General features: G+C 63.4%; 10 protein-coding genes. 5 read left to right on the forward strand and 5 right to left on the reverse strand.

Translation table 11 applies throughout. The features are described from left to right. Nucleotides 1–2 precede the first annotated feature (2 nt). Nucleotides 3–971 carry a LysR family transcriptional regulator gene (locus SB753_RS06230; protein WP_410799512.1) on the reverse strand — a complete coding sequence of 323 codons (969 nt, stop codon included), beginning with the start codon at nucleotides 969–971 and terminating at the stop codon, nucleotides 3–5. 103 nt (nucleotides 972–1,074) lie between these two features. Here SB753_RS06230 and SB753_RS06235 point away from each other — a divergent pair, with 103 nt between their 5' ends. Further along, the gene (locus tag SB753_RS06235; protein ID WP_410799513.1) at nucleotides 1,075–1,851 is read left to right on the forward strand and encodes an SDR family oxidoreductase; all 777 of its coding nucleotides are present in this window, start codon (nucleotides 1,075–1,077) and stop codon (nucleotides 1,849–1,851) included. Between the two features lie 100 nt (nucleotides 1,852–1,951). Here SB753_RS06235 and SB753_RS06240 read toward each other — a convergent pair whose 3' ends face one another. Then, complete coding sequence (locus tag SB753_RS06240) at nucleotides 1,952–2,701, reverse strand: SDR family oxidoreductase (protein ID WP_410799515.1); 750 nt, start codon at nucleotides 2,699–2,701, stop codon at nucleotides 1,952–1,954. A gap of 102 nt (nucleotides 2,702–2,803) precedes the next feature. Here SB753_RS06240 and SB753_RS06245 point away from each other — a divergent pair, with 102 nt between their 5' ends. The 3 genes from SB753_RS06245 (at nucleotide 2,804) to SB753_RS06255 (ending at nucleotide 4,952) form a co-directional block, all read left to right on the forward strand. After that, nucleotides 2,804–3,724, forward strand: coding sequence for an AraC family transcriptional regulator (locus SB753_RS06245; RefSeq protein ID WP_410799517.1), 921 nt, complete (start codon nucleotides 2,804–2,806; stop codon nucleotides 3,722–3,724). 110 nt (nucleotides 3,725–3,834) lie between these two features. After that, nucleotides 3,835–4,425 (forward strand): helix-turn-helix domain-containing protein, encoded by a 591-nt coding sequence (locus tag SB753_RS06250; protein WP_410799519.1) that lies wholly within the window; start codon nucleotides 3,835–3,837, stop codon nucleotides 4,423–4,425. Beyond that, entirely contained in the window at nucleotides 4,422–4,952 is a 531-nt protein-coding gene (locus SB753_RS06255; protein ID WP_088174067.1) for a GNAT family N-acetyltransferase, read from the forward strand. The genes SB753_RS06250 and SB753_RS06255 overlap by 4 nt, the downstream gene beginning before the upstream one ends. Nucleotides 4,953–5,117: 165 nt before the next feature. Here the strand turns inward: SB753_RS06255 and SB753_RS06260 are convergent, their stop codons facing one another. From SB753_RS06260 to SB753_RS06270, 3 genes are all read right to left on the reverse strand, one after another. Next, on the reverse strand, nucleotides 5,118–5,411 hold the full coding sequence (locus SB753_RS06260) for a GYD domain-containing protein (protein ID WP_027778758.1): 294 nt from the start codon (nucleotides 5,409–5,411) through the stop codon (nucleotides 5,118–5,120). 204 nt (nucleotides 5,412–5,615) lie between these two features. Next, nucleotides 5,616–7,355, reverse strand: a complete 1,740-nt coding sequence (locus tag SB753_RS06265) for a ShlB/FhaC/HecB family hemolysin secretion/activation protein (RefSeq protein WP_410799521.1) — start codon at nucleotides 7,353–7,355, stop codon at nucleotides 5,616–5,618. Nucleotides 7,356–7,389: 34 nt separating this feature from the next. Then, nucleotides 7,390–9,654 carry a filamentous hemagglutinin N-terminal domain-containing protein gene (locus SB753_RS06270; RefSeq protein WP_410799523.1) on the reverse strand — a complete coding sequence of 755 codons (2,265 nt, stop codon included), beginning with the start codon at nucleotides 9,652–9,654 and terminating at the stop codon, nucleotides 7,390–7,392. Nucleotides 9,655–10,006: 352 nt separating this feature from the next. Between SB753_RS06270 and SB753_RS06275 the strand changes: the two genes are divergently transcribed. After that, entirely contained in the window at nucleotides 10,007–12,655 is a 2,649-nt protein-coding gene (locus SB753_RS06275; protein WP_020066853.1) for a PAS domain-containing protein, read from the forward strand. The last annotated feature ends 93 nt before the right edge of the window (nucleotides 12,656–12,748 follow it).

Genomic DNA, 12,748 nt, shown 5'->3' on the forward strand with positions numbered 1-12,748 from the left:
CTTTACTGTCCGCGTTCGAGCTTGCGCGCGCGGGCAACTGCCTCGATGAGCTGGTCCCACGGAGCCGGAGACGGAAAGACTTCGGCGAGAAACGCAACGAACGCCTTCACGTTCGGATTGCCGCGCCGGCTCTCCGGCCATAGCGCAGTCAGCGGATGGCGGGCGTGCGCAAACTCGTACATGACCGGTACCAGTTCGCCGCGCTTCACATACGGCGCCGCGATATAAGTCGGTGAAAGGCCTATGCCGCCGCCCGCGACCACAACCGCTGCAACTGCGTCGCTGACGTCGATGGTAATGGGCGCGTCCGGCACAATCTCCAGCACACTCTTGCCCGTCTGGAACGGCCACCGCGCCGCCTGACCGGAGCTCTGATAACGGAAATTCACGCACTCGTGTGCCTTGAGCTCGTCGGGATGCCGAGGCTCGCCGCGTCGAAGCAGATAGTCGGGCGATGCGAACGTGCATAGCCGGTGCGGCGCAAGGTGACGCGAGATCAGCCGCGAATCGCCGGGGTCGCCAGCACGTATTGCGATATCGACGCCTTCCGCGATGAGGTCCACATACTGATCGCCGAGGCGCAAATCGACATTCACCTTTGGATATCGCGTGCGAAAGCCGGGCAGCGCTGGCGCGAGGATATGAACCCCAACCGGCAGCGGTGCCGTGACCTTAATGGTGCCGGCGGGTTCAGCGCGGGCGGCGACCACTGCCTGCTCGATCTCTTCCGCTTCGCGCAGCAGGCGCTGCGCGCGTTCGAGCAGGTCGCGGCCTTCCGGCGTCAACGTGAGCGAGCGCGTGGTCCGGCTGAAGAGTCGCAGCCCGAAGTGCTGTTCGAGCCGCTGCACGCTTTTGCTGACCGCCGACGGCGAAACCGACAGCGCTCGCGCCGCCGCCGTGTAGCTGCCGAGCGAAGCAGCCCGCGCGAAGGCGATCACGCCCGTCAGTCGTTCAATTCCGATTTGTTCCATGGTGGCATGATTAAAGCGAATCTCAACCCAATTATCAAGGCCACAGCTTCAATTTAATCTGTTCTCCAACGACGCCACGATGGCGTCTTCAACGGAGAACAACATGAGCAACGCATCGAGCATCGGCACTTTCAGCAACGTCGCAGGCGGCCAGTCGCTGCGCGGACAACTCGAAGGCAAGACCGTGGTGATTGTCGGCGGCACGTCGGGTATTGGCCTCGCGGCCGCGACTCAGGCCAAGGCCGCCGGCGCACACGTGATCGTGGTCGGTCGCAACGCGGCGAGCACGGAAGAAGTGGCCACGAAGCACGGCTTCGACGGCTGGCGCGCGGCCGACGTTACCGACGGCGTTGCGCTCGAAGCCGCGCTGCGTGACATCGCGCGAGTCGATCATCTGGTCTTGCTGGCCGGCACCTTCGTGGCGGGCAAGGTTCGCGAGGCCGAGGTCGACTATCTGCGCCGCGCGTTCGACGAGCGGATGTGGTCCGCGGTCCATGCGGTGCGCGCGGTGGGCGACCGCTTGAGCCGGGACGGTTCGATCACGCTGATTTCAGGTGCGCTCGCCGACCGCCCCAACGCAAACGGGACGGCAGTGCTCGCCGCTGCTTCCGCCGCGATGGAGGCTTTCGCCCGGGGCCTTGCGCTGGAACTCGCGCCGGTTCGCGTCAACACGTTGTCGCCTGGGCCGATCGACACACCGATCTTCAGCAAGGCGCTCGGCGCGAACCGCGATGCGGTTGTCGAGTCGATGCGCAATTCGCTGCCGTTAAAGCGGTTAGGCACGGCGGACGAAGCAGGCGCGAGCGTCCTCTTTCTCATGACCAACGGCTGGATGAACGGGGCGACGCTCAACGTCGACGGCGGATCGCGGCTCGTGTGAAAGAGTGCGCGCCGAGCGCATGCAACAAGCGGTGTCGATCAGGAAACCGATCGCTGCGGCGCTGCATCGCTTCGGGCAAATCCGTTCGACGGCAGCCGGTTCAGCGAGCCGCAGACGCCCACTCTTCAGCATCGGCACCGGCCGGAATGTGCATCGGGGCGGACGGATCGGTCGCGGCGCGCCACACCGCTTTGGCGACGTCCTCCGCATGCGTGATCTGCGAGGACGTATCCGCGAACTGCGCAAAGACCTTCTTGCCGAGATCCTCGTACGCCTCATGCTCAAACCCGTGCATGTTGGCGCGCGCGTTTTCGCCGAAGCGGGTATCGGGCGCGCGGCCCGGCAACACCAGACGTGCCCGAACGCCGAATTGCTCGAGTTCCAGCGCCATCGACTCGGTAAATGCATTCACTGCTGCTTTGCTTGCGCGATACGCGGCGAGCAGCGGCAGTGCCCTCAACGTCACGCTCGAGGTCACGTTCACGACGACGCCGGCGCCGCGCTTGCGGAACTGCGGCAGCACTGCCTGCGTCATGGCGATCGTGCCGAACGTGTTGGTCTCGAACACCTCGTGCACCGTCGATAGCGGAGTCAACTCAGCCGGAGATGCCGCGCCGATACCCGCATTGTTGACGAGCACGTCGATCGGCCTCGCCGCCTCAACGGCCTCGCGGATGCTGTCCGGGTTCGTAACGTCAAGCGCCAGTATGCGCAGGCGCTCCGAGGGCGGTAGCACGTCCGCGCGCGGCGTGCGCATGGTCGCCACGACGTTCCAGTCTTGAGCGAGAAAATAGCGGGCAATTTCGCGACCGAAACCGGAAGAGCAGCCAGTGATAAGCACGGTTTGCATTGAAACTCCTGTGGGAAAGGTTGGCGACTGCTCATACGATAGATTGCTCGGGCCGTACTCGCTACAATCAAACGTCCGAATTTCATTTGCGAGAGTCCGACCATGACCGACCCACTTGCCGAAGTGGTGACGCTGCTGCAGCCGAGTGCGCGATTCTCGAAGCTCGTTTTCGGCGCGAGTCCGTGGCGCATCAGTCGCTCGGACGCGGGGCAACCGTTCTATTGCGTCATACTCGAAGGCGGATGCCGCATCGCGATCGACGGGCACGATCCAATCGAATTGACGTCCGGCGATTTCGTTCTGATTCCCGCAGCCTACGGCGTCGCCATGTCGAGCCTTCAGCCTCCGCCGCCGGGCATCGAGACGCCCGCGCCCATCGCGCTCGGAAATGGCGAGTTCAGAATCGGCGCGCCTGGCAACAAGATCGACGCACGAATGATGGCGGGACATTGCACCTTCGGTTCACCGGATGCGTCGCTGCTGGTTTCCCTGCTGCCGCAACTCGTGCATGTGCGTGGCGAGCAGCGGCTCGCCACGCTCGTTGACCTTGTGCGGGAAGAATCGCGCGAGCAGCGACCCGCGCGTGAAGTCGTGCTCTCGCGACTGCTGGAGGTGTTGCTGATCGAGGCGCTGCGCTCATCCGCAAAATCCAACGCATCGCCGGGTCTGGTTTGCGGGCTCTCCGACTGCCGGCTCGCAGCCGCGATTCGCGGCATGCACCAGCGCCCGACGCACGCGTGGACGGTCGCCGAGCTTGCGAAAGAGGCCGCCCTCTCGCGCTCGACGTTCTTCGAACGCTTCAGTCGCGAAGTCGGCGTAGCGCCGATGCAATATCTGCTCACCTGGCGCATGGCGCTCGCAAAGGACATGTTGCGACGGAACGCGGGGCGCATTGCGGAGATTGCAGAACGCGTCGGCTACAGTTCCGCAAGCACATTCAGCGTCGCCTTTACGCGGCACGTCGGCCGGCCGCCAACCCAATATGCGCGCGACGAGCAAGCCGCCACAAACGCGGATTCATAGCGGGTTGTGCCTGTATGCGTTGCGTCACGTCGCGCCGCGTCGGTCAACGACTTGACAAGCCAGATCACGCCGTCTAGTTTACCGGACAATTCTCTCCATTAAACTGGAACATGGACGTTCACCAGATCATCGCGCGACGCATTCGCGAACTGCGCGACGCAAAAGCGTGGTCGCTGGAGACGCTCGCCGAGCGAAGTTCGGTGAGCCGCTCCAACATCTCGCTTATCGAGCGCGGGGAAAGTAGTCCGACCGCGGTTGTGCTCGACAAACTCGCAACCGCACTCGGCGTTCCGCTCGCGTCGCTCTTCGAGCATCCAGATGCTGCTTCAGCAACCGAGCTTTCTCCGCATTCGTCGTTGCGCGATCAGCCTGTATGGAAAGACCCGGTTTCAGGATACATACGGCGTAACGTGTCGCCGCCCGCGTATTCGCCTATTCAGTTGGTAGAAGTGGATTTCCCGCGCGGCAAGGAAGTGAGCTACGACACAAGCGGGCGCGACGCCGATATCCATCAACAGATCTGGCTAATAGACGGCTCGATGGAAATCACGGTGGGAGACCGGCAATGGCAACTCGAAACCGGCGACTGTCTCACCATGAAACTGGACAGCCCGATTCGTTTTCGTAACACGTCGCGCCGGCGCGCTCGCTATCTCGTAGCGTTGTGCACTTTGCCCTCCGACTCGCGGAGCGAAAGATGACTGAAACAATAGCCGTTCGGCGCGTCGGCGCTGACGAAGCAATGCGCTACGCCGATCGGCTCGCCGATCTACTGATTGACTGCGTCGAAGGAGGCGCGTCAGTCAGCTTCATGTTGCCCATTTCGAAAGAAACCGCGCTGCAATTCTGGAAGCAGGTGGCCAACGGCGTAGCGCGCAACGAAAGAATCCTTCTTGTCGCTGAATCCGCGGACGGCAAGCTCGTCGGCACCGTGCAACTCGTCACTGCGCAACCTGAAAATCAGCCGCATCGCGCGGACGTCGCGAAGATGCTCGTTTGCCGTGCAGCGAGGCGCCAAGGCATTGCCGCGCGGCTCATGACAGCCGTCGACGAAGAAGCGCGGCGCGCGGGCAAGTCCGTGCTCGTGCTCGACACGGTGACGGGCGGCGACGCCGAGAGACTTTACGAACGCGCAGGCTGGCAGCGCGTGGGAGACGTGCCCAACTATGCGTTGATGCCTGACGGAAGGTTCTGCGGTACGACGTTCTTCCATAAGCAACTGCGGTAGGCGTTCAGCGCTGAATCCGGCACGGCCGTTAGGGGCGCGCTCCGTCAACCTCACGTTTGAAAGATCCGATGCGGCCACCGTTGAATGCGAAGCGCCCTCCGATCGCCGCACGACGGATCAATAGTCGGTGAGGCCTCACGCTTCGCCAGGCTGATGCGAACCGTCTTATGGAAGCTTGCCGATACATGCGCTGAATTCGTCGGCGGAGAAGGCGCGAAGCGTTTGCGTCTTGACGTTCCCCGCTGAACCTAGCGCAAGGCCGAACGACAGAAAGCTCTGCTCGTCCGGTGCTTCAACGATGGTGACAATGTCGTATTGCCCCATCGTCCAATAGATCTCCTTCATTTCACAGCCAAAGCTCCTGGCCATTTCCGCAGCCTGACCAGCGCGTTGCGCGCTGTTTTTCACGTTGCGTATGCCTTGGTCAGTAAATTGTGCAAGAACAACATATGTCGCCATGACGTTCCCCTCACTTCCTGCCGGGACCCAGACGCGCAAGACGAACGCGAACGGCTCCGCGCTCACGCACTTTGGACAAGCATCCCGCGCGTAAGCCAAGTATATGCAACCGATCTAGTGAAAAATCGTCGATTACTAGCCGTCAGTTACGCTAAGTATTTTTCGAGACTCAATGGCAGCGATATGTGCCGTGCCCGCTGCGCTTTAACTGCCGATTGAAACGAAGAGAAGTACCATCGGCGCTTTTGAGCCGCCCGGCGTCGGTGCACGAAGCGGCACGCCGTAAGTGCAGCGGAAATCGACGAAACGCGACCATTGAAAACGCACTCCCGCGCCGACGCTGACCAGCGAACCGTTACCTGTCTCCGCAGGTTGGTCGATGCGATTCCACACATGGCCGGCGTCGATGAACACAAAGGGCTGCGCCGCCGCGCTGCTCGTGCCGAACGGCAAAGCGGGCGCGCGCAATTCGGTCTGCACGTTCCAGCCGCGATCGCCCAGCACGACATACGGCTCGTAACCTCGCACGCTGGACTCTCCTCCCAAGCCCATTTCCTCGCTTGGCAACAGCGTGTTCGGCGTCCACTGGAACGCGCCTCGTCCGCTCAACGTGAATCCGCCGCCGAGCGCGAAAGCGCGCTGCGCAGCGAGTTGCAGATACGCGTAGCGCACTGTCGCGCCGTGCCGCGCCGTGGCGAACGCCGCGTCGTTGTTGGAGCCGTCCAATCTGCCGGGACTTGCCACAAGCGTTGCGGAGGCATGCGCTGCTCCCGCATCGCCCGGCTTGCTGAAGTCGTACGTGAGCAGAAACTGGTGTATGTGCGTGTTCGAGTTGAACACTTGAAAGCCGCCGAATTCCAGATCGTTATTGCTGCGCTTGAAGTCATACCCGAGCTGAACGAGTTGCGCCGCATCCGCCGTCGTCGGCAAACGCCAGTCGTAACGGAAACTCATCTGCGCCGAAATGCCGGTTTGCCCATAACTGTCCGGCAGGCGCGGCGTGCTTTGCGCATAGACGCCGAACAGTTCGATGCTGTCGTGCCACGGCAGAGGCGCGATATAGCTCAGCGCGTGGGCGGTGAAACGCGCGCGATTGGCGCGTCCTTCAATGTCCGGATTGCCGCTGAAAAAATCATTACTGGCCGTGAATTGATATGCGATGTGCTGGTCGAGCCCGAACAGATTGCCGTAGTCGATACCTGCGAAAAAACGGTCCCGGCCGAGGTCGCGCACACCCGCGTTGTCGTACCCGGCGTTCACTCGCAGCGGCAGACGGTCGTCGGTCTGCAAGATGACGTCGGTCGAATTCGCCGCTTCGCCTGGCGCGAAGACGGCATCCACGCGTCGATAGGGATTTGCGTTGAGCACGGCCAGACCCAGCGACACGTCCGATTGCAGAATCGGTCCGCCTGCTTCCAGCGGCATCTCGCGCTTCAGCAGATCGTCGGAGAAGTAGCGGTTGCCGCTCGTGCGCAGCTGTCCCAAGCGAAATTCCGCGACTGCGATACGCACGACGCCAGAGCTTACGTCCTGCTCGGGCACAAAGACATCCACGAGCGGTTTGCCGGCGGCTCGATAGTGCTCGACCACAGCGCGGCGGATTTCAGCGAGCCGTCCAAAGGTGAGCGGCTCGCCGAGATCGGCCTCGAACGTGCGGAGAAAAGCCGGGTCGAGTTCAGGCAACGACTCGGCGGCAATGCCTGGGTGTGTGGCCGCCGCTGGCGCATTCGCGCCCGCGGGTTCGAACACCAGACCTTCGAGCTTCGCCACCGCAACTTGCGCGGATTGCGCTTCGGACTGCGCGGAAGGTTGCGACGGCGCGCTGCGCGGAGTCGTCGGCGCCGGCAGCGGAGCGACGTCGCGCCAGGCCTGCGCGAACACCGGCGAAGACTGAAGAGCCGCCAGCAGGCATGACGTCACCAGCGCCCACCGCAGGGGCGGCACGCGCGACGGCCCATCCGCGAATGAAGTGCGCCGCCTAATGGGCAAGCTGCCAGCGCAACACGGGTTGCGTCGCGCCAGACGGCATCGCCCATACGCCGTTCGGTCCGAAGTCATAACCCGCGAAGTTCGCCGGGTCGCTCATTTGCGCGGTGGTCAGGCCGTTCGACGGCGGCAAGCTCCCGCCACTCGCGGGCTGCCCTGTCGTCTCCTTGTTCCAGTAGACGTCCGGCGCGAGCGTGCCCGAGCCGAACGCAATCACGCCGTGCGTCGGCATGCGTTGCGTTTGAACCGCGCCTGTCGCAAACGACTGCGCGACGGTTCCTTCGTTGATGCCGACCAGCCCGCCGCCGTACCCCGTCGAGAAAACCGGACTGACGCTGCCGGTTGCATACGACTGCGTAATCGAACCGAGGTTGTAGCCGACGAGTCCGCCGTTCGCGTCCGACCCCGAGACCGAGGCACTGCTCCACGAGCGCTCGATATTGCCGTCGTTGCGGCCGACCAGCCCGCCGAACGTGGTGCCGTTCTGGAAGAGTTCCATGGCCACGCCGGTCGAATGCGCATTCGCAATCGTGCCCTGGTTCACGCCGGCGAGCAGGCCGCTGCCCGAGTGGCTCGTGCTCACCGAACCGTTTTCCACACCGACATCGCGCAGCACGCCGGTCTGCCCGACAAGACCAAACAGGCCGGACGAATAATCCGTGCTGAAGTCGGCAATCTCGATCTTTGCGTTGCGCACGTTGTGCCACATGCCGTCGAACTGGCCGGTGAAAGGCGTCGTATGGTTGCCGATCGGCGTCAATGTGTAGCCGGTCGCGTCGATGTCCGTACCGAGCGCGTAATTACCCGCCAGATCCTGAGAAATGTTCTGGAGGTCCGTCACGTTATTGACCAGCTTGTAGGCGGTGATCTGCGTGATCTGACCGCTGCCGGCCGCGGCAGCCCATGCGGTATTGGCCAGCAACGTGCCGGGACTGTACGTCCCGTTCATGTCGTAGAGCGCATTGACGAGGCCCGTGCTGCGCGACCAGTCGATCACACCGCGATTGGCCACGCTGCCACCGTTGTCGATGCTGGCGGAGTCCGCGCGCAACGTCAGGCTCCCGCCGCCCTGGTTGCCGACGGTTGCACCTTGTGCGATCGTCAGGTTGCGATACGCAGCAAGCGTCAACGAGGCGTTGCCCTGCCAGCCGATTCCCGAGTTCACGTCGATGTCGCCGGTGCTGCCGTTCGCGCCGGTCGTTTGCACGTTAACCGATGTGCCGGTGCCGAGACTCGTGGAAAGCGCTTGCGCCGCGTTGCCGTCTACGGTGAATGCCGGTGTCGCGATGTTCCACTGGTTAGCCCGGACCGTGGCGCCGCCGGTTGGAAATGCCACCGTGTCCGCGCTCATGTCGACGGTGCCGCCGGTTGCCTCGATCGTGCCGCCTGGCTGCAGCGTGCCGTGTCCCGCAACGAGCCACACGTGTCCGTCGCGCGTGGTCGTGCCCGTTGCGCGGATCGCTTCGTTGTTGCCGGCGAGCGCGTAGATGTTGCCGTCAACGGCTTGCAGGCTGACCTGCGCCGCCTCGATCAAGCCGCTACTCGCGATGGTCCCGCCCGCGCCCTGCGGGCCCGGTTGCACGAAGACCTGCCTGCCCGAGGACGAGTCCTGCAGCAACACCTGCTGTCCGACTGCCAGTTCCACCGTGCCATTCGGCGCGCTGATGGTGCCGGCATTGGCCACCCGTTGCCGCGCAATGAGAAACACATCGCCGGTGCCGGATCCGATCGTCCCCATGTTGACGATGCTCGCGCCGGAATTGCCCGCGAGTGTCAACGGCTGGCCGTTCATGAATGCGTCGATGTCGACGACGTTGAGCGTCGACGCGACGAAACGTCCGTTCGTCGAAATTACGCCTCCCGAGCCGACAAGGATGCCTTGGGGATTGATCAGGTAGAGGCTGCCGCTGGCCGTGAGCGTACCCATGATGGCGGACGGAGAGCCGCCCGTGACGCGATTGAGCGTCGAGCCGTTACCGTTGGCGAACACGACGCGGTTGCCGCTGCCTATCGAAAAGCTATTCCAGTCGACGACGCCCCGGCTCGAACCCTGATTGATGGTCACCGTCGTACCGTCGCCGCTGATGGAGCCGTTTCCGCGGACGAAGCTTCCGCCCGCGGGCAGCGCACCAGCGGCGTGCGCCTCGATTGAAGCGACGCAGCACAGCAGCGCCGCAGCAAGCGGCAGGAGCGCATTGCGCGCACCTCGCCGACGTGAGTTTCCCAGGTCATACCCTGCCGGCGAAGTCTTGATCATCTCGTCTCCTGTCCCACTCGATGGGCGCCGCATTGTCTGATCTCTTGCGGTTATGGCGCCACATGACCGCTGCACGCACGCCGTATTATTACAGCCGGTTTCAGGAGCACAATGAGGCCAGGTGAGCGGGATATCGACGGAATGTGCCTAAACGTCTGCAGAATTGGCCACGCCGGGAACAGCGCGTGCGGCAATGCGAATGCGCAAACCCATGATTTCCCCAATAGCAGCCAGGCACCGTGCAAACGACGATTAACTTCGCGTAGCCCGTGCTGGGCGGCGCTTCAATCTCACTTGGGATGCGAGCAGACGTTCTCCTGGAAGCAGTACGAACAGTGCGATTGATAACGCAATGAGCAACAACGATATTGCCGATCAGGTTCCGGCTCTCGTGTGGACTGCCGAAGCACGCGGAACCGTTACCTATGCCAACCTCGCCTGCCGCAAATATCTCGGCAATCCGTTCGCGCCCAACACGACGTTGCACTGGGACCAGTTCGTCCTCGAATCCGACGTCAAGAAAGTGCACGATGCGTGGCGCACCGCGCTCACCGACGGCGAGAGCGTGAAGGTCAATGCGCGCCTGCAGCGTTTCGACGGTAAATACCGCTGGCACAAACTGCGCATACGACCGATCTTCGACGAGGCGCGCGTCGTGTCCGGCGCGTGCGGCATCGCGATGGACATCGACGACTTCGTGAAAGCCGGCGAAGCCTATGAGGTCGGCGAGCGGCGTCTGCGTTTCGCGCTGGACGCGGCGCGTGTCGGCGCGTGGGAATGGGACATGGGCAGCCGCACCGCGCGAATCAGCGCTCAATTGGCGCAGATTTACGGTCTCGATCCCGAGCAGGCGGAAGTGCCGCTGCAATGGCTGTTCGACAGAATCCCCGAAAGTCATCGCGCCTGGTTCGCGCGCGAGCTGACCGGCCGCCTGCATCAGTGTGTGCCGTTCGAACTGGACTTTCCGATCCAGCTCGAGGATGGGCAGCGCTTGTGGCTTCGAACACGCGGCGAGACCGACTGCGGAACCGGCTCGGAAATCGAGCGCGTATTCGGCGTGACATACGACATCACCGAACAGCACGACGCGCAGACAGAACGTGAACGCAGCGAACAGCGCTATCGCGCGCTCGTCGAAGCGAGTTCCGAACTCACCTGGATCGCAGATGCACAGGGGAAGACGCATCAGCTCGGCAACTGGCAGTCATTCGCGGCGCAGGACGGCATGACCGCGGGTTGCGAATGGCTCGACCTCGTTCACCCGGACGACCAGGAAAGCGCTCGCGAGAAGTGGTCGCAGATCATGAAGACCGAGATGCCGGGCTCGATGACGTTCCGGCTGCGCCGGCGCGACTCCAGTTGGCGGACGCTGGTCGCGCGGGCCGCGCCTTTACGCGACGACGACGGCACGTTGCGCGAATGGTTTTGCATGGCGACGGACGTCACCGACGAACGCGCCGCGGCGGCCGCGCTCGAAGAGCGCAATCTGCGCCTGCAGGTGGCCATGCGCGCCGCCAGAATGACGATTGGCTATCTGTCGCTCGATTCATGGACGCTCTGCTGGGACAGCGTCGACGCGGTGCCCGGCGTGCAAGCCGCGCCGAGCGCGCTCAGCTACGACGCGGCGCTTCATCGCGTGCACGCCGAAGACCGCGCGTCGGTGGACGCAGCGATGCGCCGCGTCGCGCTTACCGGCGAATTCGACAAACCACTGGAATTTCGCATTTCGTTGGGTAACAGGGAAAGCTGGCTGCAAAGCCAGGCCGTGTTGCAGCGTGACGCCGACGGCCGCCCGTGGCGCGTCATTGCGAGCGCCGTGGATGTCACGCAGCGCAAAACGCTGGAACTCGCATTGCGCGAAACGGATCGCCGCAAAGACGAATTTCTCGCGATGCTCGCGCACGAACTGCGCAACCCGCTCGCGCCGATGCGCAATGCCATTGCCTTACTGCGTCGAGAGAAAGAAGCCGGCCTGAAGGCCGGCGAACTGGTCGGCATGCTGAGCCGGCAGGTCGATCACATGGCGCAACTCGTCGACGATCTACTCGAAGTCTCGCGCATCACGCACGGCCGCATCGTGCTTCGACGCGAGCCGCTACTGGTCGGCGCGGCGGTGTATGGTGCGCTCGAAACGGTGTCGTCAATGGCGAGTTCGCGCGGCCAGCACCTCACCGTGCGGCTGCCGCCCACCCCGGTCTGGCTCCACGCGGACCCGCTGCGGCTGTCGCAGATTCTGGTCAACGTGTTGAACAACGCGTGCAAGTACACGGACCCCGGCGGCAACGTCTGCGTGACCGCCCTCGCCGACGAACGCTTCGCCACCGTCACCATTGAAGACAACGGCAGCGGCATCTCGCCCGATCTTCTGCCGCATATTTTCGATCTGTTCGCGCAAGGCGAGCGAACGCTGGACCGGGCGCATGGCGGCCTCGGCATCGGCTTGTCGCTCGTGAAAAAGCTTGTCGAATTGCACGGCGGCTCGATCGACATTGCGAGTCCCGGACCCGGCCGCGGCGCCACGGTGTCGATCAGGCTGCCGCTCTGCCACGCGCCCGAAGTGCCTGCGCCGCTGCACGACGAACCGTCGGCCGGGGGTCATTCGCATGCGGAGCGCGCTTCGCTGCATGTGCTGATCGTCGACGACAACAAGGACGCCGCCGACTCACTCGCGCTGCTTTGCGAGAGCGAGGGCTACCACGTCAGCGTCGCCTACTGCGCCAGCGACGCTCTCGCGCAAGCCGAAGCGGAGCCTGTGGACGCAGCGTTGCTCGACATCGGGCTGCCCGATACGGACGGCTATGAACTCGCCAGGCTGATCCGCCTGAAGGGCGAAGTCCGGCCGGTGCTGATCGCGGTAACGGGCTACGGCCAGGCGGACGATCATCTGCGGGTGCAGGCCGCTGGGTTCGACCATCATCTCGTCAAGCCGGTAGACATTGAATATCTGATGTCGCTGCTCGCGGAGTTGGCGCCGGCTGCGGCATCGCCGCATGCGGACTGACCTGCTCAGATTTGCGCAATTTTTTGCAACCCGGGCTTCCGCCCTCACGAGTTGAACGGCGCTGATGGCGGGCGCCCAATTACGCGATCTCAA

Origin of the sequence: Paraburkholderia sp. SIMBA_053, assembly GCF_046534895.1 — a bacterium.
Lineage (GTDB): Bacteria > Pseudomonadota > Gammaproteobacteria > Burkholderiales > Burkholderiaceae > Paraburkholderia > Paraburkholderia caledonica.